This is a genomic window from Sphingomonas sp. S1-29 (assembly GCF_026167545.1).
Taxonomy (GTDB): Bacteria; Pseudomonadota; Alphaproteobacteria; order Sphingomonadales; family Sphingomonadaceae; genus Sphingomonas.
The window spans coordinates 2,198,296-2,224,048 of the sequence record NZ_CP110678.1 but is presented as its reverse complement, the minus strand read 5'-3'; the positions used below and the strand labels follow the sequence as shown (position 1 = coordinate 2,224,048).

Annotated in this window: 31 protein-coding genes; 16 read left to right on the top strand and 15 right to left on the bottom strand. The window is 67.8% G+C overall.

Annotated elements, in window-relative coordinates; all coding sequences use genetic code 11:
* Positions 1-42 precede the first annotated feature (42 nt).
* From OKW76_RS10590 to OKW76_RS10570, 5 genes are read left to right on the top strand one after another with little or no spacing between them, the layout of a single operon-like run.
* Positions 43-1,116: a type III polyketide synthase gene (locus OKW76_RS10590; protein WP_265548865.1), complete on the top strand. Its 1,074-nt coding sequence runs from the start codon at positions 43-45 to the stop codon at positions 1,114-1,116.
* Positions 1,113-1,802, top strand: coding sequence for a methyltransferase domain-containing protein (locus tag OKW76_RS10585; protein ID WP_265548864.1), 690 nt, complete (start codon positions 1,113-1,115; stop codon positions 1,800-1,802). The genes OKW76_RS10590 and OKW76_RS10585 overlap by 4 nt, the downstream gene beginning before the upstream one ends.
* On the top strand, positions 1,787-2,896 hold the full coding sequence (locus OKW76_RS10580; protein ID WP_265548863.1) for an NAD(P)/FAD-dependent oxidoreductase: 1,110 nt from the start codon (positions 1,787-1,789) through the stop codon (positions 2,894-2,896). Before OKW76_RS10585 ends, OKW76_RS10580 begins: the two co-directional genes overlap by 16 nt.
* Before the next feature lie 4 nt (positions 2,897-2,900).
* The gene (gene msrB, locus OKW76_RS10575; RefSeq protein ID WP_265548862.1) at positions 2,901-3,308 is read left to right on the top strand and encodes a peptide-methionine (R)-S-oxide reductase MsrB; all 408 of its coding nucleotides are present in this window, start codon (positions 2,901-2,903) and stop codon (positions 3,306-3,308) included.
* A 59-nt stretch (positions 3,309-3,367) separates the two neighbouring features.
* Positions 3,368-5,557, top strand: coding sequence for a transglycosylase domain-containing protein (locus tag OKW76_RS10570; protein ID WP_265548861.1), 2,190 nt, complete (start codon positions 3,368-3,370; stop codon positions 5,555-5,557).
* On the opposite strand, the gene OKW76_RS10565 is transcribed toward OKW76_RS10570, so the two are convergent.
* Genes OKW76_RS10565 through OKW76_RS10555 form a run of 3 tightly spaced genes read right to left on the bottom strand, consistent with a single transcriptional unit; the run spans position 5,530 to position 7,252 of the window.
* A complete protein-coding gene (locus OKW76_RS10565) occupies positions 5,530-6,162 on the bottom strand; it encodes a M48 family metallopeptidase (RefSeq protein ID WP_265552912.1) in 633 nt (210 codons plus the stop codon). The genes OKW76_RS10570 and OKW76_RS10565 overlap by 28 nt on opposite strands.
* Positions 6,163-6,209: 47 nt before the next feature.
* Complete coding sequence (locus OKW76_RS10560; protein WP_406697730.1) at positions 6,210-6,659, bottom strand: YcgN family cysteine cluster protein; 450 nt, start codon at positions 6,657-6,659, stop codon at positions 6,210-6,212.
* The gene (locus tag OKW76_RS10555) at positions 6,656-7,252 is read right to left on the bottom strand and encodes an SCO family protein (protein ID WP_265548860.1); all 597 of its coding nucleotides are present in this window, start codon (positions 7,250-7,252) and stop codon (positions 6,656-6,658) included. The genes OKW76_RS10560 and OKW76_RS10555 overlap by 4 nt, the downstream gene beginning before the upstream one ends.
* A gap of 84 nt (positions 7,253-7,336) precedes the next feature.
* Here OKW76_RS10555 and OKW76_RS10550 point away from each other — a divergent pair, with 84 nt between their 5' ends.
* On the top strand, positions 7,337-7,963 hold the full coding sequence (locus OKW76_RS10550; protein ID WP_265548859.1) for an ankyrin repeat domain-containing protein: 627 nt from the start codon (positions 7,337-7,339) through the stop codon (positions 7,961-7,963).
* A 147-nt stretch (positions 7,964-8,110) separates the two neighbouring features.
* Here the strand turns inward: OKW76_RS10550 and OKW76_RS10545 are convergent, their stop codons facing one another.
* The 11 genes from OKW76_RS10545 to OKW76_RS10495 form a co-directional block, all read right to left on the bottom strand.
* The gene (locus tag OKW76_RS10545) at positions 8,111-8,596 is read right to left on the bottom strand and encodes an MmcB family DNA repair protein (RefSeq protein ID WP_265548858.1); all 486 of its coding nucleotides are present in this window, start codon (positions 8,594-8,596) and stop codon (positions 8,111-8,113) included.
* A gap of 68 nt (positions 8,597-8,664) precedes the next feature.
* Positions 8,665-9,354, bottom strand: coding sequence for a cell wall hydrolase (locus tag OKW76_RS10540; protein WP_265548857.1), 690 nt, complete (start codon positions 9,352-9,354; stop codon positions 8,665-8,667).
* Positions 9,355-9,509: 155 nt separating this feature from the next.
* The gene (locus tag OKW76_RS10535; RefSeq protein ID WP_265548856.1) at positions 9,510-9,845 is read right to left on the bottom strand and encodes a DUF1491 family protein; all 336 of its coding nucleotides are present in this window, start codon (positions 9,843-9,845) and stop codon (positions 9,510-9,512) included.
* On the bottom strand, positions 9,842-10,300 hold the full coding sequence (locus OKW76_RS10530) for a PaaI family thioesterase (protein ID WP_265548855.1): 459 nt from the start codon (positions 10,298-10,300) through the stop codon (positions 9,842-9,844). The genes OKW76_RS10535 and OKW76_RS10530 overlap by 4 nt, the downstream gene beginning before the upstream one ends.
* Positions 10,290-10,784 carry a PTS sugar transporter subunit IIA gene (locus OKW76_RS10525; RefSeq protein WP_265548854.1) on the bottom strand — a complete coding sequence of 165 codons (495 nt, stop codon included), beginning with the start codon at positions 10,782-10,784 and terminating at the stop codon, positions 10,290-10,292. Before OKW76_RS10525 ends, OKW76_RS10530 begins: the two co-directional genes overlap by 11 nt.
* Positions 10,781-11,383 (bottom strand): ribosome hibernation-promoting factor, HPF/YfiA family, encoded by a 603-nt coding sequence (gene hpf / locus OKW76_RS10520; RefSeq protein ID WP_265548852.1) that lies wholly within the window; start codon positions 11,381-11,383, stop codon positions 10,781-10,783. Before hpf ends, OKW76_RS10525 begins: the two co-directional genes overlap by 4 nt.
* Positions 11,384-11,434: 51 nt before the next feature.
* The gene (gene dnaQ / locus OKW76_RS10515; protein ID WP_265548850.1) at positions 11,435-12,115 is read right to left on the bottom strand and encodes a DNA polymerase III subunit epsilon; all 681 of its coding nucleotides are present in this window, start codon (positions 12,113-12,115) and stop codon (positions 11,435-11,437) included.
* A gap of 6 nt (positions 12,116-12,121) precedes the next feature.
* Complete coding sequence (gene coaE, locus OKW76_RS10510; RefSeq protein ID WP_265548848.1) at positions 12,122-12,724, bottom strand: dephospho-CoA kinase; 603 nt, start codon at positions 12,722-12,724, stop codon at positions 12,122-12,124.
* 230 nt (positions 12,725-12,954) lie between these two features.
* Complete coding sequence (locus OKW76_RS10505) at positions 12,955-13,764, bottom strand: shikimate dehydrogenase family protein (RefSeq protein WP_265548847.1); 810 nt, start codon at positions 13,762-13,764, stop codon at positions 12,955-12,957.
* On the bottom strand, positions 13,761-14,357 hold the full coding sequence (locus OKW76_RS10500) for a Maf family protein (RefSeq protein WP_265548845.1): 597 nt from the start codon (positions 14,355-14,357) through the stop codon (positions 13,761-13,763). Before OKW76_RS10500 ends, OKW76_RS10505 begins: the two co-directional genes overlap by 4 nt.
* Positions 14,354-15,175, bottom strand: a complete 822-nt coding sequence (locus OKW76_RS10495) for a pyruvate, water dikinase regulatory protein (protein WP_416221860.1) — start codon at positions 15,173-15,175, stop codon at positions 14,354-14,356. Before OKW76_RS10495 ends, OKW76_RS10500 begins: the two co-directional genes overlap by 4 nt.
* Positions 15,176-15,505: 330 nt before the next feature.
* Here OKW76_RS10495 and hemE point away from each other — a divergent pair, with 330 nt between their 5' ends.
* The 4 genes from hemE to rho all read left to right on the top strand — a co-directional run bounded on the left by hemE (position 15,506) and on the right by rho (position 18,834).
* Positions 15,506-16,540, top strand: coding sequence for a uroporphyrinogen decarboxylase (gene hemE, locus OKW76_RS10490; protein WP_265552909.1), 1,035 nt, complete (start codon positions 15,506-15,508; stop codon positions 16,538-16,540).
* Complete coding sequence (locus OKW76_RS10485) at positions 16,537-16,992, top strand: CopD family protein (protein ID WP_265548843.1); 456 nt, start codon at positions 16,537-16,539, stop codon at positions 16,990-16,992. Before hemE ends, OKW76_RS10485 begins: the two co-directional genes overlap by 4 nt.
* Positions 16,993-17,004: 12 nt before the next feature.
* Positions 17,005-17,382: a hypothetical protein gene (locus tag OKW76_RS10480; RefSeq protein ID WP_265548842.1), complete on the top strand. Its 378-nt coding sequence runs from the start codon at positions 17,005-17,007 to the stop codon at positions 17,380-17,382.
* 195 nt (positions 17,383-17,577) lie between these two features.
* Entirely contained in the window at positions 17,578-18,834 is a 1,257-nt protein-coding gene (gene rho / locus OKW76_RS10475) for a transcription termination factor Rho (RefSeq protein ID WP_256505681.1), read from the top strand.
* 265 nt (positions 18,835-19,099) lie between these two features.
* Here the strand turns inward: rho and OKW76_RS10470 are convergent, their stop codons facing one another.
* Positions 19,100-19,798 (bottom strand): dienelactone hydrolase family protein, encoded by a 699-nt coding sequence (locus tag OKW76_RS10470; protein ID WP_265548841.1) that lies wholly within the window; start codon positions 19,796-19,798, stop codon positions 19,100-19,102.
* Positions 19,799-19,903: 105 nt separating this feature from the next.
* On the opposite strand from OKW76_RS10470, the gene OKW76_RS10465 reads away from it, so the two are divergent.
* Genes OKW76_RS10465 through OKW76_RS10440 form a run of 6 tightly spaced genes read left to right on the top strand, consistent with a single transcriptional unit; the run spans position 19,904 to position 25,643 of the window.
* A complete protein-coding gene (locus tag OKW76_RS10465; protein WP_256505679.1) occupies positions 19,904-20,137 on the top strand; it encodes a DUF6489 family protein in 234 nt (77 codons plus the stop codon).
* A 1-nt stretch (position 20,138) separates the two neighbouring features.
* A complete protein-coding gene (gene mnmE, locus OKW76_RS10460) occupies positions 20,139-21,434 on the top strand; it encodes a tRNA uridine-5-carboxymethylaminomethyl(34) synthesis GTPase MnmE (RefSeq protein WP_265548840.1) in 1,296 nt (431 codons plus the stop codon).
* 54 nt (positions 21,435-21,488) lie between these two features.
* A complete protein-coding gene (gene mnmG, locus OKW76_RS10455; protein ID WP_265548839.1) occupies positions 21,489-23,327 on the top strand; it encodes a tRNA uridine-5-carboxymethylaminomethyl(34) synthesis enzyme MnmG in 1,839 nt (612 codons plus the stop codon).
* Positions 23,324-23,944, top strand: a complete 621-nt coding sequence (gene rsmG / locus OKW76_RS10450) for a 16S rRNA (guanine(527)-N(7))-methyltransferase RsmG (RefSeq protein ID WP_265548837.1) — start codon at positions 23,324-23,326, stop codon at positions 23,942-23,944. Before mnmG ends, rsmG begins: the two co-directional genes overlap by 4 nt.
* Positions 23,941-24,723: a ParA family protein gene (locus OKW76_RS10445; protein ID WP_256505675.1), complete on the top strand. Its 783-nt coding sequence runs from the start codon at positions 23,941-23,943 to the stop codon at positions 24,721-24,723. The genes rsmG and OKW76_RS10445 overlap by 4 nt, the downstream gene beginning before the upstream one ends.
* Entirely contained in the window at positions 24,720-25,643 is a 924-nt protein-coding gene (locus tag OKW76_RS10440; RefSeq protein ID WP_265548836.1) for a ParB/RepB/Spo0J family partition protein, read from the top strand. The genes OKW76_RS10445 and OKW76_RS10440 overlap by 4 nt, the downstream gene beginning before the upstream one ends.
* Positions 25,644-25,753 lie beyond the last annotated feature (110 nt).

Here is a 25,753-nt window from a genome sequence, read left to right as displayed (position 1 = left end):
GTAGCGAAGCCACGGCGTGAGTACGCCCGTCAGCGAGGGCAAGTGCAGCGAGTCGACGCCTGTTTGAATGCCGTCGCTACCGCGGTGCCGACCCACGATATCCATGCGGCCTTCATCGATTGGGCGCAGCGGCGGATGCCCGAGCGGCGCGATGCGATCCTGTTCCGCCGGATGGCCGACCGCGCAGGGATCCGCCATCGCTGGTCGGTGCTGCCCCCCACTGCCGCAGGCGGGTCGCCCGTCGCCTCGGACGGCTTCTATGGCGGCAGCCGCCTGCCCGGCACCGCCGAGCGGATGGAATCCTACGCCGAGACCGCACCGATCCTCGGCATCGCGGCGATCGAGGCGCTGCGCGAGCGCGCCGACCTGTCGGGGATCACCCATTTCGTCGTCGCCAGCTGCACCGGCTTCGTCGCGCCGGGGATCGACCAGATCATCGCGCGCGCGATCGGCCTGCCGCCCAGCACCGAACGCCTGCTGGTGGGGTTCATGGGCTGCTATGCCGCGGTCGCCGCGCTGCGCAGCGCACGACATATCGTCCGCTCGCAGCCCGAGGCGCGCGTGCTCGTCTTGTGCGTCGAACTCTCGACGCTGCACCTGTCCGACACCGTCGAGCTCGAACCGCTGCTCGCGATGCTCCAATTCGGCGATGGTGCCGCCGCGGCGTTGGTCAGCGCCGACCCGCAGGGCCTCGCGATCGATTCGCCCTTCGCCACCACCCTGCCCGACAGCGACCAACTGATCCGCTGGAACATCACCGATCAGGGCTTCGTGATGCATTTGTCGGGCGAAGTCCCCGGCCGGATCGCGGCGGGGCTCGCCGATCCCGATTTCGTCGCGACGCTCACCGGCGGGCGTGACCCGCAGGCGATCGATGCCTGGGCGGTGCATGCCGGCGGACGATCGATTCTCGATTCGGTCGAGCGCTCGCTTTCCCTGCCGCAGGGCGCGCTCGCCGACTCGCGCGACGTGCTCGAATCCTTCGGCAACATGTCGTCGGCGACCTTGATGTTCGTGCTCGAACGCACGCTCCAGCGCCGCGTCGAGCATGGCGTCGCGCTAGCCTTCGGCCCCGGCCTCGCCGCCGAGGGGTTCGCGTTCCGGAGCGTCGGATGACGCTCGCGCGGCGCGCCATCGCCGAGGAGCTGATGGACGCCGCCGATCTCGCGCCCGAAACCTATGCTGCGGTGCTGCGCGACCTGGCGCAGGTGAACGCGATGACGCTCGCGGCGCGGCCGACGCTGGCGTTCCTCGATCGCATCGCACGGCAATCGCGCAGCCTTCGCATCCTCGATGTCGGCTATGGCGATGGCGACATGCTGCGGCGGATCGCCGGCTGGGCGAAGCGCCGCGGTGTCGCGGTCGATCTGGTCGGGATCGATCTCAACCCGCGCAGCGAGCAGGTCGCGCGCGCCGATACGCCGCCCGAGCTGCCAATCACCTATCGCACCGGCGACTATGCCGATCTGGCGGGCGAGGGCTGGGACGTGATCCTCAGCAGCCTGGTCGCGCATCACATGACGCACGACCAGCTCGTCGCCTTCCTGCGCTTCATGGAGGCGCAGGCGCGGCAGGGCTGGCTGGTCAACGACCTCCACCGCCACGGCTTCGCCCATGCCGGCTATCCGTTGCTCGCGCGGGTGATGCGCTGGCACCCAATCGTCCGCCACGACGGCCGGCTGTCGATCGCGCGCTCCTATCGCCCCGGTGAATGGCCGCCGATCCTTGCCGAAGCCGGCATCGCCGATGCGCGGATCGCCCGCGCCTTCCCCTTCAGGCTGTGCGTATGCAAGCGCCGCTGATCGTCGGCGCCGGGCCCGCCGGCTGCGCCGCGGCGATCGCGCTCGCACGCGCGGGCGCTGCGCCGCTCGTGATCGAGCGCAACGCCGAGACCGGCGACGCGATATGCGGCGGGTTCCTTAGCTGGCGCACGCTCGACGCGCTCGAACGGCTCGGCATCGCGCGCGATACGCTTGGCGCTGCCGACGTCACCCGCGTCGGGCTGTTCGCGGGAAGCCACCGGACCGAAGCCGCGCTCCCCCACCCCGCCAAGGGCGTCTCGCGCCGCCACCTCGACACGCTGATGCAGGCGCATGCCGTGGCGGCGGGCGCAACGATCGACCGCGGCGTCGCGGTGCGCGGGTTCGATGAGGGCAGGCTCCGCCTCGCCGATGGCGGCGAACTCGCGCCGTCCACGCTGTTCCTCGCCACCGGCAAGCACGACCTTCGCGGCCTGGCGCGCGACACGCCGACGCTCGCCGACCCGACGATCGGCCTGCGCACGCGGATCCCCCCTGCCCCCGGCCTGACCCGGCTGGTGCGCGGTGCGATCGAGCTCCATCTGTTCGATCGCGGCTATGTCGGGCTGATGCTCCAGGAAGACGGCAGCGCCAATCTGTGCCTCGCGGTCCGCCGGTCGCGGATGCGCGCCGAGGGCGATCCCGAAGCCCTGCTCGCCGCGATCGGCCGCGAAGTGCCCGCGCTCGGCGATCGGCTCGCCTATGGCAGCGGCGCGATCGATGCGATCGCCAACGTCCCCTATGGCTGGCGCGCGCTCGCCGCCCCCTTCGCGGCGTGGCGGCTCGGCGACCAGGCGGCGGTGATCCCGAGCCTGGCGGGCGAGGGCATGGGGATCGCGATCGCCAGCGGGGTCGCCGCCGCACACGCTTGGGCCGCAGGCGCCACCGCCGACACCTACCAGCGCGCCTTCGCGCAGCGCTCCCGCGCGCCCGTCGCTCGCGCCCGCCTGTTGCGCGACCTTGCCGAACGCCCCGCCGGCGCCCGGCTGCTGCTCGCCGCCGCCGCCGCGATCCCCGGCGCGGCCGCGCTCGCCGCGCGGCTGACCCGCATCACCCACCTGCCCATTGACGCTCGCCCCCCGGCACAACACATTTGAGCCTATGGAAAAGCTCAACCTGTCCGAAGCCGAATGGCGCGATCGCCTGACCCCCACCCAATATCATGTGCTGCGCGAAGCCGGCACCGAACGCGCCTTTTCGGGCGAGCTCAACGCCAACAAGGCCGACGGCATCTATCACTGCGCCGCCTGCGAATTGCCGTTGTTCGACAGCGACGACAAATATGACTCAGGGTCGGGCTGGCCCAGCTTCACCCGGCCATTGAACGCCGAAGCCGTCGAGGATCGCCGCGACACCAGCCACGGCATGGTGCGCATCGAAAGCCTGTGCGGCCGCTGCGAAAGCCATCTCGGCCATGTCTTCCCCGATGGCCCGCCCCCCACCGGCCAGCGCTACTGCATGAATTCGGTTTCGCTCGACTTCCGCCCGCGCGACGCAGCGACCGACTGACCGCGCCTGCTCGCCGGGCCTTGTGAGAGGTCGGGCGAGCGCGTATCCAGCACCCACTCATGGCAACCGCGAAGAAAAAGACCCGCGCGCCGCGCTGGCGCCGCATCGCGGTTTGGACCCTAGGCACCGGCGTCGCGCTGGCGCTCGTCGCGCTCGTGGCGCTCGTCATCGCGGTTTACACCGCGCGCACCTCGCTGCCGTCGTACGACACGCTCAAATCCTCGCCCAACGGCCAGATGATCCGCGTCCATGCCGCCGACGGCACGGTGATCGTGTCGCTGGGGCCGAGCTATGGCGAATGGATCGAATATAGCGATATCCCCACGGTGATGCGCCAGGCGATGGTCGCGGTCGAGGATCGCCGCTTCCGCTCGCATTGGGGGATCGACCCGATCGGCATCGCGCGCTCGGTCAAGCTCGCCTATCAGCGGCGCGGCACCGATCGCCGGCTGCAGGGCGCATCGACGATCACCCAGCAGGTCGCACGCACCGTCTTCCTGTCGAACAAATATGATTTCGGCCGCAAGGTCCGCGAGGCGATCCTGGCGCTCGCGATCGAGCAGAAGTTCAGCAAGGACCAGATCCTCGAACTTTATCTGAACAAGGTCTATTTCGGCGGCGGCGCCTATGGCATCGACGCCGCCTCGCGCCGCTTCTTCGCGCACCCTGCGACCAATTTGTCGCTGTCCGAGGCCGCGGTGATCGCCGGCCTCGTCAAGGCGCCCTCGCGCTATTCGCCCACCGCCGATGCCGAGGCGGCGCGCGGCCGCGCCGGCGTCGTGCTCGACATCATGGTCGAAACCGGCGCGATCAGCCGCACCGAAGCCGATATGGCCGAACCCTCCGACGTGGAGCTCGCGCCCGAGCCCAAGCGCAACAGCGTGCGCTATTTCACCGATTGGGCGCTGCCCCAGCTCGAAATGCTGATCGACGAAACGCAGGCGCCGCTCGACGTGTGGACCACGCTCGACCTGCCGATGCAGGCCGCCGCCGAGCGCGCGATCCGCACCAACGCTCCCGCCGGGGTCCAGGGCGCCTTGGTGTCGCTTGACCGCGACGGCGCGGTGCGCGCGATGATCGGCGGCAAGGATTATGTCTCGTCGAACTATAACCGCGCGACGCAGGCAACGCGCCAGCCGGGATCGGCGTTCAAGCTGTTCGTCTATCTCGCCGCGCTCGAAGCCGGGATCAAGGCCGACGATGCCGTCGTCGACGCGCCGATCACGATCAACGGCTGGAGCCCGCGCAACAGCTCGGGCCGGTTCGCGGGCGCGATGGATATCCGCACCGCCTTTGCCTATTCGGTCAACACCGTCGCCGCGCGGCTGGGCCAGGAAGTCGGCTTTGCGACCGTCGCTGACATGGCGCGGCGCTTCGGCATCACCACCCCGATCGACACCCGCCCCGCGATGGTGCTCGGCACCAGCGACGTGCGGCTCATCGACATGACGCGCGCCTATGCCAGCGTCGCGCAAAAGGGCGTCGCGGTCGCGCCCTATGGCATTACCCGCGTCACCGCCAACGGATCGGTGATCTATGCGCACGAGGTCGATACCTCGCGCGTGCTGGTTGCGCCCTATGTCGCGGCGCAGATGACCGACCTGCTCCAGACCGCGGTCGCCACGGGTACCGGGCGCGCGGCGTCGATCGGTCGCCCCGTCGCGGGCAAGACCGGCACCACCACCTCGAACAAGGATGGCTGGTTCATGGGCTTTTCGAGCGGCCTCACCACCGGGGTGTGGATGGGCCGCGACGATGCGCGCGCGGTCGGCGGGCTGCAGGGCGGCACCGCACCCGCCAAGGCCTTTGCCAGCTTCATGCGCACCGCGGTCGCCAAGCGGCCGGTCGAGGAATTCGACACCAAGATCACGCTGCCCGAATGGCAGCTCGAGCCCGACGACGAATCCTATTTCGGCGAGCCCGACAATGGCGTGTTCGTCGATGAATATGGCCTGCCGGTCACCCGCGATCGCGAAGCCACTCCCGATGGCCAGGGGGTGTATGTGACCCCCGGCGAGGAAGAAGCCGCGCCGCCCCCCGAGGACGAGGCGCTCGACGCCGACTGGATCAACCGCGCGCTGGGGCGCAACCCGCCGCCGCGCCGCGAGCGCGAAGAGCGCGCGCCGCCGCCGCCAAACCGCGAGGTGCCGCGCGACCAACGCTATCGCGACGCGCCGCCCAGGGAACAACGCTATCGCGAAGCCCCGCCGCGCGAGCGCTATTACGAGGACGAACGCCCATACCAGTGAAGCCCCGCGCCATGGCGGCGTAGCCACGCCATCGACGGCGCCGGGTCTTCGCCGAGCAACCGCGCCACCGCTGCATGGAAAGCCGGGCTGTGGTCCATGTGCAGCCGGTGCGCCACCTCGTGCGCCACCACGCCGCGCCGGACGAACTCCGGCGCCAGCACCAGCCGCCAGCTATAGCGGATCGCCCCGGTCGCGGTGCAGCTGCCCCAGCGCGACCGCGGATCGCCGATCGCCACCCCGCTGATCGCGATACCGGCAGCCCCCGCGATCGCGCGCGTATCGGCATCGAGCAAGCGCAACGCCTCGCGCTTGAGCCAGCTTTCCACCCGCGCGCCGAGCCGATCGGCGGGGCCGCCCACCACGAGCGCCCGATCCTCGCGCACTGGGGTCCGCCGCGCCGCCTCGCGCCAGACGATCGTCAGCCGCTCGTCGCCGAAGGGGAGCTCGGCGCCATCGACGAAGGGGATCGCCGCGGGCAGCCGCGCGCGCTGCACCTCGATCCAGCCGCGCTTCTCCTCGGCCCAGGCGAGCGCTGCGCGCGCCGATCCGCGCTTGGGGATCGTCAGCCGTACCCGCCCGCTCGCGGGGTCGACCGACAGCCGCATGCCCCGGGCGCGGGGGTGGCGGACGACATCGATGTCGCCCGACGCGCTCACAATTCGCGGTCGATCAGATGATGTTCGAGGTCGCCTGCGTCATTCTCCGAAATCGTCCAGCCGCGCACCGACACGCCGGCGCGATGCACCGCGTCGCGGTCGCCACACACCAGATGATGCCATTCGGGCAACGGAAGGAAATCGGCGCGCAGCCGGTACGCGCAGGTCGATGGCAGCCAGTGGATCCGGTACACCGCCTTGGGCGTCAGCCGCACGCAATCGGGCACATAGGCGCGGCGGTTGCGATAATCGCTGCACTGCGCGGTGGCATTGTCGAGCAGCTTGCATGCGACATTGGTCGCCGCCAGCTCGCCGGTATCCTCGTCCTCGAACTTGTGGAGGCAGCATTTGCCGCAACCGTCGCACAAGGCTTCCCACTGGCCGCGGTCGAGCTTTTCGAGCGGAATATCGCCTTCCCAGAAGCGCCCGGTCGCGGGCGCGTTCAACGGACCCAGCGCTTGAGCATTTCGGTCACCGCTTCGGGGCTTTCATCGGCGGGGATCAGCGCGATCGGCTGCCCTTCAGGCCCCATCAGATAGGTGATCCGCGTGTGATCGACCAGATACGCGTCGGGATTGGGCGATTCGCGCTTGGTCGCCATCCCGGCATAGCCCTTGAGCGCTGCGGTGATCGCTTCCTGCGAGCCGGTGAGCCCCACCGTGCGCGGATGGAAATTCGCAACGAATTCGCCGACTACTGCGGGGGTATCGCGCGCGGGATCGACGGTGATGAAGATCGGCACCACCTTCGCGGCAAGCGCGGGATCGCTTGCCTCGAACTGCTTCAGCCCGGCACCGATATTCTGCATGTCGACCGGGCAGACATCGGGGCAGAAAGTGTAGCCGAAATAGACGATGCGATATTTGCCCGCGAAATCGGTGTCGCGCGCCGTCTTGCCCTGCGGGTCGGTCAGCGCGAACGGCCCGCCGATGCGCGCGCCGGCAAGCGGGGGTTCGCCCGCAGGCTCGGATGCCGGCTGACCGCAGGCGGCGAGCAGCAGGAACAACAGGGCGGCGACGCTGGTTTTGAACTCGTTCATGGCACCGCCAGCCATGATCTGATAGGCGAAGCGTTGCAAGTCGCAGACCTTGCAACGCCCGTTATCGATTGGGGATATCTGCCCGTGACCATTACCGCCCGCGCCGCCCGGATCGCGCTAGCCTTCTCGCTCCTGGCGCTGCCCGCGACCTTCGCCAGCCCGCTCGCCGCGCAGCAATTTTCGGCCAGCTACAAGTTCTTGAAGGCGGTCCGCGATGCCGATGGCAACGAGGTGAACAAGATCCTGGGCGAACCCGGCCAGTCGATCATCAACACCAAGGATCGCTCGACCGGCGAGGGCGCGGTCCACATCGTCACCAAGCGCGGCGACGCCACCTATCTGCGCTTCCTGCTGCAAAAGGGCGCCAACCCCAATCTGGCCGACGCGCGCGGCAACACGCCGATGATGCTCGCGGTCGAAAACGGCTTCAGCGAGGGGATCGAGGCGCTCAAGACCTACAAGGCCGATCCCAATCTGGCGAACAGCAGCGGCGAAACCCCGCTGATCCGCGCGGTGCAGATGCGCCGCTTCGAGCTGGTGCGCGACCTGCTCGCCGCAGGTGCCGATCCCGACCAGACCGACGTGATCGCCGGCCTCTCGGCGCGCCAATACGCCACCCGCGACGCGCGCTCGCCCGCGATCACCAAATTGCTCGCCGACGCTCCCAAGCGCGCGCGCGCACCGGCAGCTGCGGCGGGGCCGCGGCTGTAACGAGCTCCTCCGGTTCGGGCATCACCTCAACCGTTCGTTTCGAGCGAAGTCGAGAAACCGCACCCGAGCGCATCAACACCGTTTCTCGACTACGCTCGAAACGAACGGGGGAAGGTGCGCCGGAGAGGAACCGCGTGAGGACACCCCTCACAACCCAGCCGCAAGCCCCACCGTATCGGGATCGACCAGCCCCATCACCCGCCGCGCCGCGCGCCGGGCAAAAGCAAGCGTACATTTGCGCCGGGTAGCCGCCGCCAGCGGATGCGTCCGCGCCTCGCGCAGGATCGCCGCGTCGTAGCGATCGGCGACGATCACCCCCGCACGCTCGGGCAGGAACGCCTCGCGCTCGAGCGGCGCGGTGTCGAACCCCTCGGGCACCGCCCAGAAGAAGCGGTCGCAATGCTCCAGATAATCGGTCCATTTGCCGTCGCCGAGCAGGTCGGCGCGCGACACCTTGATCTCGACGATCACGATCCCGCCATTGGCATCGACCGCCATCAGGTCGGCGCGGCGGCCCCCCGCCAGCGGCACCTCGGCGATCGCGACGCAATCGTGGCGCAGCAGCATGCGCGACACCCCGCGCACGACATCGGCGGCGCAGGGCGACAGCGGCACGGCGGGGGCGAGCATCATCCCCGCGCTTTAGAACATTTCACGAACGATGAAAAGCCGGCCCGGCGAGGACCGGCTTCGTAAATCACTCAGCGATAGAAGATGTGGTTGCCCACCGACGCGACCTTCGCCAGCTTCCAGCGCGGCGACACATGGCGCGCGTGGAAGAACATCGCGTTCGACGCCTTGCTCTCCCACAATTCCTCGCGCGCGACCTTGGCGACCGCAACCGCGGTCTTCCACGCGGTTGATCCGGTCGCCACATTGGGCAGACGCCCACCGCGCACGAACGAGAATTGCCCGCGCTGCTTCAGCACCGAGCAGGCCGACGGCGGGAAACGCCCCGAGTCGGCGCGGTTGAGGATGACTTCGGCGACCGCGAGCTGGCCTGCGAGCGGTTCGCCCTTCGATTCATAATAGACGCCGATCGCCAGGCAGCGAAGCTCGTCGTCGGGCGAATCGGGGATGCCCTGCGCTGCAACCGCGTCGGAAAGCGAGGCATAGTCGGCGTCGGGGCGGGCGTCTGATTTGGTGCTGTCGGCCAGCGTCTGCGGGCCCTGGTCGCCTTCGCTGGTCCATTCGGCGGGCACGATCGGTGCCGGCGGGATGGGAACCTGGGCGGGGTATGCGACGTTCTTGGTCTGGATGTCGGGTCGATCGACGGCAAGGAACTCGGTATTGGCGAGTTCGACCGCGAGACCCGGGGTCGTGGCGCACACCATCGCGGCGGCGCAAAGAGTCACAACCACCGATCCGGCGGCACGTGCAAAGAACTTCATTTCTAGACTAAAAAATGCGGTGGATGCGCGATAGGCTGCTGTACTTCAGCGCCGATCGGGCGGGTCCCCCGACTGCGTAACCGATCGGGATCGCACCCCGTTCGACACAACGCGTCCAAACCGAGCGGCGCCTATCGTTGTGCAGCGCAATATTGTCAATCGTTAACGATTATTTCAGCGACCAGGCGTTGCGGCGCTGCGACGTCCACCTCGATCACCCAAAGATCGGGGTCGTTACGCCGCCGGCGTTGCCAATATTCGCCCGCGGTCTGCGAATCGGCGTCGGCCGGACCCGCCATGATCAGCGCGGGTACCCCGTCAGGACCATAGCCGCGCTCGCAAAAACCTGCCGGCGTGCCGCGATCGAGCATCTGCACCAGGATCGCGCCGCCCATCGCCTCGCCCTTGGCCAGCACCATCGCGCTGCCCCCGGCATCGTGCGTCCGGCGCAGCAACGCGCTCACCCGCACATGCGCCGCCAGCCGGCTCATCCCGCGCGATACCCCGGCAGCCCGGCGAGCGCGATGCGCGATCGCATGAAGGTGCCGGTGCCGCGCGCCGCTTCCTCGCCATCGCCCGCGATCAGCCGCGCATCGGCGACGAACACTCGCCGCTGGCCGCTGATCCAGCGCCCTTCGGCGATCACCGGCCCCTCGCGCAGCGGCGCGGTAAACAGCAGGTTGAACTGCGTCGTCAGCAGAAAACGATCGGTGACCAGGCTGTTAGCGGCATAGAAGGCTGCATCGTCGAGCATCTTGAAATAGCTCGTCCCGTGCGCCGCGCCCGCGGCGTGGAAATAACGCTGGTCGATCGTGAAATGGATCCGCGCCACGCCGGGCCCGCTGATCTCGAGCCGCGAATCGAACAATTGGTTGATCGGCGCGGCGGCATACAACGCCTCGAGTGCGCGATAATGCGCCTCGGCGCCCGAGGGTTCAGGCGGCATCGCGGTTTTCGACCCCGGTCAACAGCGCGAATAACGCATCGTTCGATCCCGCCCCGCGCAATTTGTCGGCGAGCGTGCGATCGCGCAGCAACCGCGACACCCGCGCAAGCGCCTTGAGATGATCGACGCCGGCATCGACTGGCGACAGCAGCATGAACACCAGATCGACGGGCAACGCATCGACCGCATCGAAATCGACCGGCTGGCTCAGCCGCACGAACATGCCGCGCACCCGGTCGAGCGACTCGATCCGCGCATGCGGGATCGCGATGCCGCCGCCAAACCCCGTCGATCCCAATTTCTCGCGCGCCGCCAGCCGCTGGCCGACCAGTTTGGCGCCCAGCCCCAGCCGCTCGGCGGCAAGCGCCGCGAGCTGCTGGAACAAGGCCTTCTTCGCGCCGACCGATACGCCCGACACCACGCAATCATGCGTCAGCAATTCGCCCAGATCGGACGCGCCCGGGCTGCCGGCGCGATCGTTCACGAAGCGCGGTTGGGCTCGACCCAGCCGATCGTGCCGTCGTTGCGGCGATACACCATGTTGAATGCGCCGGTGCCGCTGTTCTTGAACAGCATCGCGTTGGTGTGGCGCAGATCGAGCATCATCACGGCGTCCGACACGGTCGCGTCGGGCACGTCGACCCGCGTCTCGGCGATGATCAGCGGCGCGTCGGCCTCGACCTCCTCGACCTCCTCGGGGGTGCCGCCGAACACGGTGTAGCCGGCATTGTCGTGGCTATTGTCATAGCCCATGCTCTCGGCGACCGCGTTCGCCTGGCCGGCGTTGCGATCCTTGAGCCGGCGCATATAGCGGCGCAGCTGCTTTTCCACCTTGTCGGCGGCGCCGTCGAACGCGCCATGCGCGTCGTTGCCGGTGTTGGCGCTCTTGAGCACCAGCCCCTGCATCACATGCGCGACGATGTCGCAGGTGAAGCCGTGGTCGTGCGGGCCCTTGCCGAACACCACCTGCGCCGAGATCGCGCGCGAGAAATATTTGTCGGCAATCGCCTGAAGCCGGTCGGTGACCTGCTGCTGGAGTGCACCGCCCGTTTCGACCTGATGGCCCGAGACGCGAACTTCCATGACAATCTCCTAGTTACAAGAGGTCGGACCTAGGGTTGCGCGATACCGGCGTCAACCGGACGCCCAGAGCGGTTCCTTCAGCCCGGCAACGAACGCGGCATGCCGCGCGAGCTCCTCCGCCGACGCGGCGAACACCCGCGGCGGACGGATCGCAACGACGATCGGCTCGGCAAAGTCGATCGTCTCGGCGACGGTTTCTTCGAGCAGCCCCAGCCCGATCTGCCGCCCGCCCGACAATTCGACATAGACCTGCGCGAGCAACTGCGCGTCGAGCAACGCGCCGTGGAGCACGCGGCGGCTGCGATCGACCCCGAAGCGGCTGCACAGCGCGTCGAGCGTATGCTTGGCACCGGGCAGCTTCTGCCGCGCGATCTGCAGCGTATCGACCATCCGCGACATCGCGACGCTCGGCCGTCCACAGCGCTGCAACTCGCCGTTGAGAAAGGCGAAATCGAACCCCGCATTGTGCGCGACCATCGGCGAATCGCCGATGAAGTCGAGCAGCGCCTCGACCTGCTCGTGGAACAGCGGCTTGTCGCGCAGGAACGCGTCGGACAGGCCGTGCACCGCCTGCGCCTCGGGCGGCATCGGCCGCTGCGGGTTGAAATAGACGTGGAAGACCTCGCCGGTCTCGCACTGGTTCACCAGCTCGACACAGCCGATCTCGACCACCCGGTCGCCCGCGGCGAAGCTGAGGCCGGTGGTTTCGGTATCGAAGACGATTTCGCGCATCGGACCTTATTCTCCCGGCGGCGCGCCAACGCAAGCGATCACCCGCGCGACCGCCGCGCGGGTTTCGTCGAGCGGGCCGGCGGTGGAGATCACGAAATCGGCGCGCGCGCGTTTCTGCGCATCGGGCAATTGCCGCGCGAGGATCGCCTCGAAGCGCTCGGGCGTCATCCCCGGCCGCGCCAGCACCCGCGCGCGCTGGACCTCGGCGGGCGCCGACACCACCACGATCCTGTCGACCTGCGACCAGCCCTGCTTCTCGAACAACAAGGGAATATCGAGCAGCACCAGCGGCTTGTCGGCATGTGACGCCATGAATGCGGCACGCGCCTGCGCGACCATCGGATGCACGATCGCCTCGAGCCGCGCGAGCACCGCATCGTCACCGAACACCGCCGCCCCCAGCGCCGCGCGATCGACCCCCGCCGGGCCGGTCGTGCCGGGAAACGCCGCCTCGATTTCGGAAAGGGCCGCGCCGCCGGGGCCCTGCAAGCGATGCACCTCGGCATCGGCATCGAATACCGGCACCCCGGCATCGGCGAACATCGCCGCGACGGTCGACTTGCCCATCCCGATCGACCCGGTGAGACCGAGGACGAGGGGCTTACGCACGCTTTTTCCGTTCGTTTCGAGCGAAGTCGAGAAACCGGACCGCGCACTTCGCTGGAGTTTCTGGGCTGGCTACTCCTCTCCCTGAAAGGGAGGGGCTGGGGGTGGGTCGGGTCCGGGAGGCACGCTGCCCTGATCCGCGCGGAGGCCGTATCATGAGCACTCCGCCCACCCCCGACCCCTCCCTTTCAGGGAGGGGAGATTGCTCGAAACGAACGGCGGTTGCGGGAGCCTCACGCGGTCAGCAGCGCCCGCAGCTCGGCGTCCTTGCCCCGCGGCGCCTCGACCCCGAAGAACAATTCGAACGCCAGCGCCGCCTGGCCGATCAGCATCTCGAGCCCGTCGATCGTCGCCAGCTCGCGCGCACGCGCCGCCGCCAGCAACGGCGTTTCGAGCGGGGCATAGACGATGTCGTACACGATCGCGTGATCGGGCAGCGGATCGAGGTCGATCGCCAGCGCGGGCTGCCCCGCCATCCCCAGCACGCTGGCATTCACCAGCAGGTCGACCGGGGGCAGCGGCGAATCGAGCGGCACGATGTCGCCCTTCAACCCGAACGCCGCGAGCAGCCCCGCGCCCTTCAAGGGGTTGCGCGCCATCAGCGTCACATGCGCCGCGCCGATCCGCGACAGCGCGAACAGGATCGCGCGCGCCGCGCCCCCCGATCCGACCAGCGCGACATGCGCGCCGACCAGATCGGTCGCTCCCAACGGCGCATAAAAGCCCGCGGCATCGGTATTGGTCGCGACCAGCGCGCCATCGTCGCCGCGAAACACCGTGTTCACCGCGCCGATTGATTGGCGCAGCCCACCGGGATCGGGGACATGGTCGAGCGCTGCTTCCTTGTGCGGCAGCGTGACGTTGCACCCGCGCCATTCAGGATCAGCTGCGCGATCGGCGAAATAGCCGCCGAGCCCGCTCGCCTCTACGCGATGCCGCTCGTAGCGCGCATCGATCCCCAGCTCTTTCAGCCAGAAGCCGTGGATCAGCGGCGATTTCGAATGGTCGATCGGATCGCCGATCACCTCTGCATAGCGCGTCATGCCGTCAACACCCCTCGAACCCGCAGATAATCGACCAAGGGCAGCATCGGCAGCCCCAAAATCGTGAAATGGCTGCCCTCGATGCGCGAGAACAGCTGCACCCCCGGCCCCTCGATCCGATAGCAGCCGACACAGCCCGCGATCGCCGGCCATTCGGCATCGAGATACGCCTCGATAAACGCATCGGACAGCGGCCGCACGGTCAGCCGCGCGTGATCGACATGCCGCCACACCGGATGGCCGTTCTCGACGATCACCGCCGCCGAGTAGAGCTCGTGCGTCGCGCCCGCCATCCGCCGCAATTGCGCCGCGGCATCGGCGCGGTCGACCGGCTTGTCGATCAGGCTGCCATCGGCGAGCGCGACCACCGAGTCGCAGCCGAGCACCAGCCCCGCGCCCGCCAGCCGCGACACCTTGCTCGCCTTCAATTCGGCAAGCGCATCGGCGGTATCGCGCGCCGACAATCCTTGCGCGGCGAAGCTCGCCTTGGCGGCCTCCTCGTCGACCTGCGCCGCGACCGCCTCGTGCGGGACGCCCGCGGCGGTCAGCATCGCGCGCCGGCTCGCGCTCTTCGAAGCCAGGATCAGCGTCATGCGTCGCGCTGCGCGGCGGCGCGCTCGTTGCACAAGGTAATGATCGCCGCGGCGGTTTCCTCGATCGAGCGCCGCGTGACGTCGATCACCGGCCAGCCATTGTCGGCGAACATCCGCCGCGCGAACGCGACTTCGCGCGCCACCGCCTCCTGGTCGACATAGGCGGTCTCGGGCGCCTGGTTCAGCGACAGCAACCGGTTGCGCCGCACCTGGATCAGCCGGTCGGCGCTGGTGGTCAGCCCAACGATCAGCGGGTTTTTCAGGCTGAACAGCTCGCGCGGCGGCGGGCTCTCGATCACGATCGGGATGTTGGCGGTCTTGTAGCCGCGATTGGCGAGATAGATCGAGGTCGGGGTCTTCGATGAGCGCGAAACGCCCGCGAGCAGGATATCGGCCTCCTCCCAATCCTCGGCGGCGATCCCGTCGTCATGCGCGATCGTGAACTGGATCGCATCGACGCGCGCGAAATAGGCGGCGTCGAGGATATGCTGCCGCCCCGGCCGTGCCTTGGCTTCCTGCCCCAGCAACCCCGACAGCGCGTGGCTCACCCCGTCGAGCGGCGCGATCGCAGGAAGCCCCATCGCCCGGCAGCGCGCCTCGAGCGTCCGGCGCACTTCCTTGTTCACCAGCGTGAAGATCACGAGCCCCGGATTCTGTGCGATCTCCTGCAGGATCCGCTCGAGATGCGCTTCGCTTCGCACCATCGGCCAGAAATGGCGCAGTGTCTCGACATCGTCGAACTGCGCCAGCGCCGCCTTGGCGATATTCTCCAGCGTCTCCCCGGTCGAATCCGACAGCAGGTGGAGGTGCAGCTTCATCACCGATGGGGCCGATCTGTGGACAACATGGTGACAGTGGCTAGCGTAACCCGGCCCCGCGGCCAAGCCGTGCAAAACCGGGGGTTCGATCCCCATGCCGTCCACAATCCCTGCGCAGGGGTCCGATCTTATCCCCACCCTGTGGAAAACGTGGAAGCGCGTTCCGACTCATTGGCGCTCGGCCCGCGCCTTTGGGTCAAGCTGTTGGCAAAAACCGCACGACGCCTTAAGCCCCGACATCCACGCGCCATCTTCCATCAACATCCTTATTCAAGATTCTTCTTAAGTATGAAGGAAGGCAGACCGATCCCCGTGCAGACCCCCGGCTCGATCAAGAAACCCCTGCTCGCGACCTTGCTCGGCGAGAAGCAGCCCGTCGCTCCCGTCTGGCTGATGCGGCAGGCGGGGCGCTATCTCCCCGAATATCGTGCGCTTCGGGCCGAAAAGGGGGGCTTTCTCGCGCTGGCGATGGACCCGCCCTCGGCCGCCGAGATCACGATCCAGCCGATCCGTCGCTTCGGCTTCGACGGTGCGATCCTGTTTTCGGACATCCTGACCGTGCCGATGGCGCTGGGGCAGGACCTGTGGTTCGAAACCGGCGAGGGACCACGCCTCGCCCCCACCGCCGACGATCGCGCGGCGATCGAGGCGCTGGTGCCGCCGAGCGAAGACGTGCTCGCGCCGGTGTACGAGACGGTCCGCCAGGTCGCGGCGATGCTCCCGCCCGAAACTACCTTCCTGGGGTTCGCTGGAAGCCCGTGGACGGTCGCGACGTACATGATCGCAGGCCAAGGCTCGAAGGACCAGCACAAGGCCAGAAGGCTGGCGTACGGCGATCCTGCGGCAATGCAGCTGCTGGTCGACCGGATCATCGCGGTGACGATCGACTATCTCGCCAAGCAGCACGAAGCCGGGGTCGCCGCGGTCCAACTGTTCGACAGCTGGGCGGGTAGCTTGTCGCCGGCGCAATTCGAACGCTGGGTGATCGCCCCCAATGCCGCGATCGTCGCGGGGCTGCGGTCGCGCTGCCCCAACCTCATCATCATCGGCTTTCCCAAGGGGGCAGGGGGCAAGCTCGGCGCCTATGCGCGCGAAACCGGGGTCGATGCGATGGGGATCGACGAGACCGTCGACCCGGTCTGGGCGAACCGCGAACTGCCCGCCGACATGCCCGTCCAGGGCAATCTCGACCCACTCGCGCTGATCGCCGGCGGTCAGGCGCTCGACGCCGCGATCGACCACATCCTCGCCGCCTTCGCCGATCGCCCGCATGTGTTCAACCTGGGCCACGGCATCCTGCCCGACACCCCGATCGCGCATGTTGAGCAACTGCTAGCGCGCGTTCGCGGCAGCGCGCCGCGATGACCGGCTTTCTCGGCCAGGCCTATCCCTGGATGAAGGCCGCGCATCTGATCTTCGTGATCTTCTGGATGGCCGGGCTGTTCATCCTGCCGCGCTACCTGGTCCATCACCAGGAGGGGTTGTCGATCGCCGGCGAACCCGAACGCTGGATCGAGCGCGAGGCGAAGCTTCGCAAGATGATCCTCACCCCCTCGCTGATCGTCGTCTGGGTGCTCGGGCTTCTGCTCGCCGTCAATCTGGGGCTGTTCGAGGGCGAAACCGGGCTCGGCTGGTTGCACGCCAAATTGCTGCTGGTAGTGCTGCTGTCAGGCTATCACGGCTGGGCGGTCGGCTATGGCCGCAAGCTCGCTGCGGGACGGCCAACGCTCGCGGCGCGGCAATTGCGGTTGATCAACGAAGTCCCCGCGATCGCCGTGACGCTGATCGTCATCCTGGCGATCGTCAAACCCTTCTAAAAGGCGAACTCGATGCTGCTTCCCCTTCTCGCGCTCGCACTCGCCGCCCCCGCAACCGCCGCCGCGCAGGACAGCCAGGCCGCCGACGTCACCTGCGTCGCGGTGCTCGGCGCGATCGTCAACACCGTGCCCGAGGCGCAGCGCCCCGGCGTGCTCGCGGGCACGATGTATTATGTCGGGCGGATCGACGGGCGCGAGCCGGGGTTCGACCTGCAAAAGGCGATCCTCGCGACGTTGCCCTCGGACGAGGCCGGGCTGAACGCGTTCGTGAAGCAGCATACCCCCCGCTGCGGCAGCCAGCTGCAGGACAATGCCAAGCGGCTGGCCTCGGTCGGCAACGCGGTCCAGGCGCGCGCCAAGACCGGCGGCGCGGCGCCCAAGGGCCGCTGACGCCAGGCCGACCGCGCGCGCGCCGATCCGGCTTGACTTGATTTCGCCGCCTACCTAATCCGGCGGTCTGTGGTCGGCAGCGCATCCGCGTCTGCCGGCGACTGTCTCCCTCCAGCCTCGCCCGTGTGCCGAACCCTTCGCGTTCCACCGACCGACGCTATCCTTGCTTCCTGCCCAGACCGGACACCTCAGCGCATGCACCTCAAGGACCTCAAGAAGAAACCGCCCGCCGAACTGGTCGAAATGGCCGAAGGGCTCGGGATCGAAGGCGCCTCGACGATGCGCAAGCAGGACCTGATGTTCGCGATCCTCAAGGTCCAGGCCGAGCAGGGCGAGATGATCATGGGCGTCGGCACGATCGAAGTGCTGCCCGACGGTTTCGGCTTCCTGCGCAGCCCCGAGGCGAGCTATCTCGCCGGCCCCGACGACATCTATGTCTCGCCCAATCAGGTCCGCAAAATGGGCCTGCGTACCGGCGATACCGTCGAGGGCGAGATCCGCGGCCCCAAGGACGGCGAACGCTATTTCGCGCTCACGCGGCTGGTATCGGTCAATTTCGACGATCCCGACGTCGTGCGCCATCGCGTCAATTTCGACAATCTGACGCCGCTCTATCCCGATGAGAAGCTGACGCTCGATCCCGCTGACCCCACGGTCAAGGACAAGTCGGCGCGGGTGATCGACATTATCTCACCGCAGGGCAAGGGCCAGCGCGCACTGATCGTCGCCCCGCCGCGCGTCGGCAAGACCGTGCTGCTGCAGAACATCGCGCGCGCGATCACCGACAACCACCCCGAGGTGTTCCTGATCGTCCTGCTGATCGACGAGCGCCCCGAGGAAGTCACCGACATGCAGCGCAGCGTGAAGGGCGAGGTCATCAGCTCGACCTTCGACGAACCCGCGCAGCGCCACGTCCAAGTGTCTGAAATGGTGATCGAAAAGGCCAAGCGTCTGGTCGAGCACAAGAAGGACGTGGTGATCCTGCTCGATTCGATCACCCGCCTCGGCCGCGCCTACAACACCGTGGTGCCGTCATCGGGCAAGGTGCTGACCGGCGGTGTCGACGCCAACGCGCTCCAGCGCCCCAAGCGCTTCTTCGGCGCCGCGCGCAACATCGAGGAAGGTGGCTCGCTCTCGATCATCGCCACCGCACTGATCGACACCGGCAGCCGCATGGACGAAGTGATCTTTGAAGAGTTCAAGGGCACCGGCAACTCCGAAATCGTTCTCGACCGCAAGGTCGCCGACAAGCGCATCTTCCCCGCACTCGACGTCGGCAAGTCGGGCACGCGCAAGGAAGAGCTGCTGGTCGACAAGGGCAAGCTCAGCAAGATGTGGGTACTTCGCCGGATCCTCATGCAGATGGGCACCATCGATTCGATGGAGTTCCTGCTCGACAAGATGAAGGATTCGAAGACCAACGAAGACTTCTTCGACAGCATGAATCAGTGACGAGTGCGGCCTGAAATAGCGTCGCTATTTCAGGACTCGCACCGGCTCGGCCGGCGGTGCCGAAGGCAACCGACCGACGTCAGCACTTGACTCCCCTCCCTGAAAGGGAGGGGCTGGGGGTGGGTCGAGACCGGGGGTTACGGAAGCCAAGCTGGCGACGATAACCGTATCGCGAACACTCGACCCCTCCCTTTCAGGGAGGGGAGCAAAGCGCCCGCTCCCGCGCCGGCTTTCAAAGGGGAGGGCCGAAACCCGCCCCCTCAATTCACCCCAAATACTCCCCAAAAAACGCCATCGTCCGCGCATCGGCCAGCTCCGCCGCCTCGGGCGACCGCCGATTCCCGACCTCGGTAGCGAACCCATGGTCCTCGCCGGCATAATCATGCAGCGTCACCATCGGGTGATCGTCCAGCCCCTCGTGCATCTTGGCCTGCGTCTCCGCCCCGACGAAATGATCGTCCTTGGGAACGTGCAGCATCACCGGCTTGGCGATGGCGTCGGCCTCGCCCAGCAGCCCGTCGATCCCGACCGCATAATAGCCGACGCTCGCATCAGCATCGGTCCGCGCCGCGGTCATGAACGCCAGGCGGCCCCCCAGGCAATATCCGACCACGCCCACCTTGCCGCCCTCGGCCAGATGGCTGCGCGCCGCGGCGATCGTCGCTTCGATATCGGCAACGCCCTTGTCCTGATCGAACTTGCCCATCAACCCCAGCGCCTGCTGCATCTCGGCATCGACATCGGGGTCGAGCTCGATCCCGGGCTCGATCCGCCAGAACAGGTCGGGTGCGATTGCCAGATAGCCTGCGGCGGCGAGCTTGTCGCATTTCTGGCGGATCCCGCGGTTCACCCCGAAGATTTCCTGGATGACGACGATCGCCGCACGCGCGGCACCATCGGGCTCGGCGACATAGGCGTTGAAGCTGCCGCTATCGTCTAGGGCGGGTATCGAAATCTCGCGCATGCGAACTCCTGAAAATCATGGGGTGGAAGCGGCGATAGGCGGATGCCCGACTATCGCTTAGAACGGCCTTGCGACGCGGTCGCATGGAAGCTGGAGATTGTGCCGATGAAGATCAATGTCGAGGTCGATTGTACTCCTGAAGAGGCGCGCCGCGCGATGGGGCTGCCCGATTTCACCCCGGTGCACGAACGCTATGTCGCGATGATGGTCGATACCGTCGACAAGGGGGTGAGCCCCGAAGTGCTCGAATCGATGATGCGCAGCTGGGCGCCGATGGGCGAGGCGGGGATGAACTTCTGGCGCCAGATGTTCGACATGTCGGGCAAGCGACCCGAATAGCATGACCACGATCTATGCGGTGTCGAGCGGCCATCCGCCCGCCGCCATCGCGGTGCTGCGCGTCAGCGGCGCCGATGCCTTTGCGGTGGTAACCGCGCTGGCGGGCAGCTTGCCGCCGCCGCGAATGGCGCAGCTTCGGTCGCTCCGCGATCCGGCGCTCGGCGCGTTGCTCGACCAAGCGATTATCCTCGCCTTTCCCGGCCCGGCGACCGCGACCGGCGAGGATCTGGTCGAGCTCCATCTGCACGGGGGCAGGGCAGTGGTGCGCGCGGTAGAGGCGGCACTCGCCGCCGACCCGCGCACCCGCGCTGCCGAGGCGGGGGAATTCACCCGCCGCGCCTTGCTCAATGGCCGGATCGACATGACCGAGGCCGAGGGGCTCGCCGACCTGCTCACTGCCGAGACCGAATTGCAGCGCCGCGCCGCGATCCAGGCGAGCGGAGGCATGTTGCGCCGCACCATCGACACGCTGCTCGATGATATCCTGGCGGTGTCGGCGCGTGCCGAGGCGTTGCTCGACTTCTCCGACGAAGCCGATGTCGGCGACGACGATGCCGAGGTCGCGCTGTTGCGGACTGACATCGCCAAGGTGGCCGGAACGTTGGCCGACTTGGTCGCACGCCCCACCGTCGATCGCTTGCGCGACGGCTTTCGCGTCGTCCTTGCTGGCCCGCCCAACAGCGGCAAGTCGACGCTCATCAACGCGCTCGTCGATCGCGAGGTCGCGATCGTGTCCGACATCGCCGGCACCACCCGTGACCGGATCGAAGCGCATGTCGTCGTCGAAGGCTATCCGATCACACTGACCGATACCGCCGGGTTGGCAGAAGACAGCAGCGACCCGATCGAGCGCATCGGCATCGAACGCGCGCAGGATGCGATGGCGCAGGCCGATGTGCTGTTGTGGTTGGGTGACGAGGCGGTGCCCGGGGCGCATGCCGATCGTGTCATCGCGCTGCATCCCCGCGCCGACGAAGCGGGCAGGGGAGGCGCCCGCGAGGGCCGGCTGTCGATCTCCGCGCGCACCGGTGATGGGCTTGCCGACTTGTGGCAACGCGTCATCGCCGCGGTCGCCGACTTGACGCCTCCCGCCGACAGCGTGGCGATGAACCAGCGCCAGCATGCGCTGATGAGCGATGCGCGCGAGGCACTCGAAGCGGCATCGCGCGAGACCGATCTGCTGCTGATCGCCGAGCAGCTTCGCCGGGCACGCCTCGCCTTCGATCGCATCACCGGTCGTGCCGACGTCGAAGCGATGCTCGACGCCTTGTTCGGACGCTTCTGCATCGGCAAGTGATGTTCCACGTGGAACAGCTTTGACGGTCGCGCTCGGTGCTTCTAATCGTCGGCGATGACCTATGACGTGATCGTGATCGGCGGCGGCCACGCCGGCACCGAAGCTGCGGCTGCCGCAGCGCGGCGCGGTGCGCGCACCTTGCTGCTCAGCTTTTCGCGCGCGACGCTCGGGGCGATGTCGTGCAACCCCGCGATCGGCGGGCTCGGCAAGGGGCACCTCGTTCGCGAAGTCGACGCGCTCGACGGGCTGATCGCGCGCGCCGCCGATGCCGCAGCGATCCATTACCGCATGCTCAACCGCAGCAAGGGCAGCGCCGTCCAGGGCCCGCGCGTCCAGGCCGATCGCAAGCGCTACGCCGCAGCGATCCAGGTAATGCTCGCCGACCAGCGTGATCTGGAAATTGCAGAGGGCGAAGCGGTTGCGCTGATCCTCCACCCCGACGGTAGCGTCGGCGGCATCGAGCTATCCGATGGCACCCAAATCGAATCGCGCGCCGTGGTCCTCGCGACCGGCACCTTCCTCGGCGGCCGCATCTTCCGCGGCGAAGAGCGCGGCGAGGGTGGCCGGATCGAGGAGCGCGCCGCGACGAAGCTCGCCTCCCAGTTGCGCGACCAGGGCCTGCCGATGGCGCGGCTCAAGACCGGCACCCCGCCGCGCCTCGATGGCCGGACGATCGACTGGGCGCGACTGCCGCAGCAGGTCTCGGATGCCGAGCAATGGACGATGTCGTCGCTGCCGCAGCCGAGCCGACTGCCGCAATTATTCTGCGCGATCACCCGCACCAATGATCGGACCCACGATATCATCCGCGCCGCGCTCTCGCGCTCGCCGCTGTTCACCGGGGCGATCGATGCGCAGGGACCGCGTTATTGCCCCTCGATCGAGGACAAGATCCACCGCTTCGCCGACCGCGACGGCCACCAGATATTCCTCGAACCCGAAGGGCTCGACGACCCGACAATCTACCCCAACGGCATCTCGACCTCGCTCCCGACCGACGTCCAGGCGGCGATGATCGCCTCGATCGACGGCCTCGAGCGCGCGCGGATCACCGCCCCCGGCTATGCGGTCGAATACGACCATATCGATCCGCGCGCGCTCGCGCCCACGCTCGGGGTGCGCAGCGCGCCCGGGCTGTTTTGCGCGGGCCAAATCAACGGCACCACCGGCTATGAGGAAGCCGCGGGGCAGGGGCTCGTCGCCGGCCTAAATGCTGCGGCACATGCGCTCGGGCTCGCCCCCGCGATCTTCGATCGCGCGACCAGCTATCTCGGCGTGATAATCGATGACCTCGTGCTGCAGGGGGTGACCGAACCCTATCGCATGCTCACCGCGCGCGCCGAATATCGGCTTCGCCTGCGCGCCGACAATGCCGAGACCCGGCTGACCCCCGCCGGCATCGCGCTCGGCTGCATCGGCGAAACGCGCCGCGTGCATTTCGCGCAACGCCAGGAAGCGCGCGCCGCGATCGACGACGCGCTCGACCGGCAATGGCCGCCACAAGCGCTCCGGCTGCGCGGCGCCGATGTCGCGCTCGACGCCGGCCGCCGCAGCGGCGCCGACTGGCTCCGCTTCCCCGCGGTCCAGCCCGCCCATGTCCTCGACGCCGTCGATGCCTTCGACGCCGAGGTCCTCGCCGAGGCGGTTCAGGACGCGCATTACGCCCCTTATCTCGAACGCCAGGATGCCGATGTCGCCACGATGCGTGCCAATGATATGATCCCGATTCCCCCCCAGCTGGCGTTCGGCGACATCCCCGGTCTGTCGGTCGAGATGGCCGAACGCCTCTCGGCGGCGCGCCCCACCACGATCGGCGGCGCCGCGCGCGTGCGCGGCATCACCCCCGCGGCGATGACCGCGATCCTGCTTCACGCAAAGCGCCAGGCCGCATGACCGAAGACGATGCGCGCGCATGGATGGCCGAGCGCTGGCCTGCCGAGGCGATCGATCGCCTGAACGCCTATGAATCCCTGGTGCGCGAAGAGGCTGGCCAGCAGAATCTCGTCGCGCCCTCGACGCTCGAACATTTCTGGACGCGGCACATCGTCGATTCGGCGCAGCTCGTGGCGATCGCCGATGCGCGCGCGGGGCAGGGCAATTGGATCGACATCGGCAGCGGCGCCGGACTCCCCGGAATCGTCGCGGCGATCCTCCAGTCGCGCCCGGTCATGCTGGTCGAGCCCCGTCGTCGCCGCGCCGATTTCCTTTCCGCTGCAGTCGAACACTTAGGCCTTGCTGGCACCACGGTCGTGCAATCGCGGATCGAAACCTTCCGCGCATCGGGCAACGCGGTGCTGTCCGCTCGAGCGGTCGCCGCGCTCGATCCGCTCTTCGAATCCGCCTCACATCTCGCCGACAAACAGACGCTCTGGCTGCTACCAAAAGGCCGGTCGGCGCAATCCGAATTGGAATCGGCGCAGCATCGATGGCATGGACTGTTCCACGTGGAACAGAGCGTAACGGCTGCCGACTCGCAGATCGTGGTCGCAACAGGGGTGATGCTTCGATGATCGTCGTGACCGTCGCCAACCAGAAGGGCGGGGTGGGCAAGACCACTACCGCGATCAACGTCGGCACCGCGCTCGCCGCCACCGGGCTGCGCGTGCTGCTGATCGATCTCGATCCGCAGGGCAACGCTTCGACCGGACTCGGCATCGGCCGCAACGACCGCGAGCGCTCGAGCTACGATCTGCTCGTCGGCGACACCTCGCCCGAAGAAGCTGCGATCGCCACCCGCGTCCCCCGGCTCGATATCGTCCCCGCCACCGTCGACCTTTCGGGCGCCGAGATCGAGCTGATCGAATTCGAAGCGCGCACCCATCGTCTCGACCAGGCGATCGCGCGCGGCGCGCAGCATTGGGACGTCGTGCTGATCGATTGCCCGCCATCGCTGGGCTTGCTGACGATCAACGCGATGGTCGCCTCGCACGCGCTTCTGGTGCCGCTGCAATGCGAGTTCTTCGCGCTCGAGGGATTGAGCCAGCTCCTCACCACCGTCGAACGGATTCGCAGCCGCTTCAATCCCGGGCTCTCGATCCTCGGCGTGGTGCTGACGATGTACGATCGCCGCAACCGGCTGACCGACCAGGTCTCGGACGACGTTCGCACGGTGCTCGGCAAGGTCGTGTTCGAGACGGTGATCCCGCGCAACGTCCGGTTGTCCGAGGCACCGAGCCACGGCATGCCCGCTTTGATCTACGATTATAAATGCGCCGGCTCGCAGGCCTATATCGCGCTGGCCCGCGAAGTCATCGGCCGGCTCCCCAACCTCGCGAAGGCAGCAGCATGACCGATCCCGTCCCCACCCCGGCATCGCGCAAGCCGCGTCCCGGTCTCGGCCGTGGCCTCAGCGCCCTCCTCGGCGACGCGACGCCCGCACGTGACGCCCCCAACGAGGACGGCAGCATGCCGGTATCGTCCGGCCTGCGGATGCTGCCGGTCAGCTCGCTCACCCCGCATCCGGGGCAGCCGCGCCGCCATTTCGACGAGACCGCGCTCGAAGACCTGGCGCAATCGATCGCGCAGCGCGGGCTGATCCAGCCGATCGTCGTGCGCCCGCACGGCAAGGACTATCAGATCGTGGCGGGCGAGCGCCGCTGGCGCGCGGCGCAGCGCGCGCGGCTGCACGAGGTGCCGGTGATCGTCCGCGACCTCGACGACGCCGAAACGCTCGAAATCGCGCTGGTCGAGAATATCCAGCGCCAGGACCTCAACGCGATCGAAGAGGCCGACGCCTATCACAAATTGATCGAGGCGTTCGGCCACACCCAGGAAGCACTTGCCAAATTGGTCGGCAAATCGCGCAGCCACGTCGCCAACCTGCTGCGCCTGCTCGATTTGCCGGTGATGGTGCAGAAGCAGGTGATCGAAGGCGCGCTGAGCATGGGCCACGCCCGCGCGCTCATCAACGCCCCCGATCCCGAAACGCTCGCCGAACGCGTGATCGCCAAGGGGCTGTCGGTGCGCGACACCGAAAAGCTCGCGCGCGAGAAGCAGGGCGGCGGTCAGAAGCGCGTCGCGGTGCCGCAGGGCAATGGCGGTGGGGAGGGGGGTGCCGATATCGAAGCGCTCGAACGCCAGCTTGGCGATGTCCTGGGGCTGACAGTGCGCGTCGCGCATGCAGGGCAGGGGGGCACGCTGACGATCAGCTATTCGACGCTCGACCAGCTCGACATGGTCTGCCAGCGGCTGAGCGGGGACGTGATCTAGGACTCAGGTCACGCCCCGTTCGTGCTGAGCCTGTCGAAGCACCGTCCTTCTATTGCGGGCGGCCCTTTGAGAAAAAACAGTGCTGGGACAAGCTCAGCACGAACGGTCGT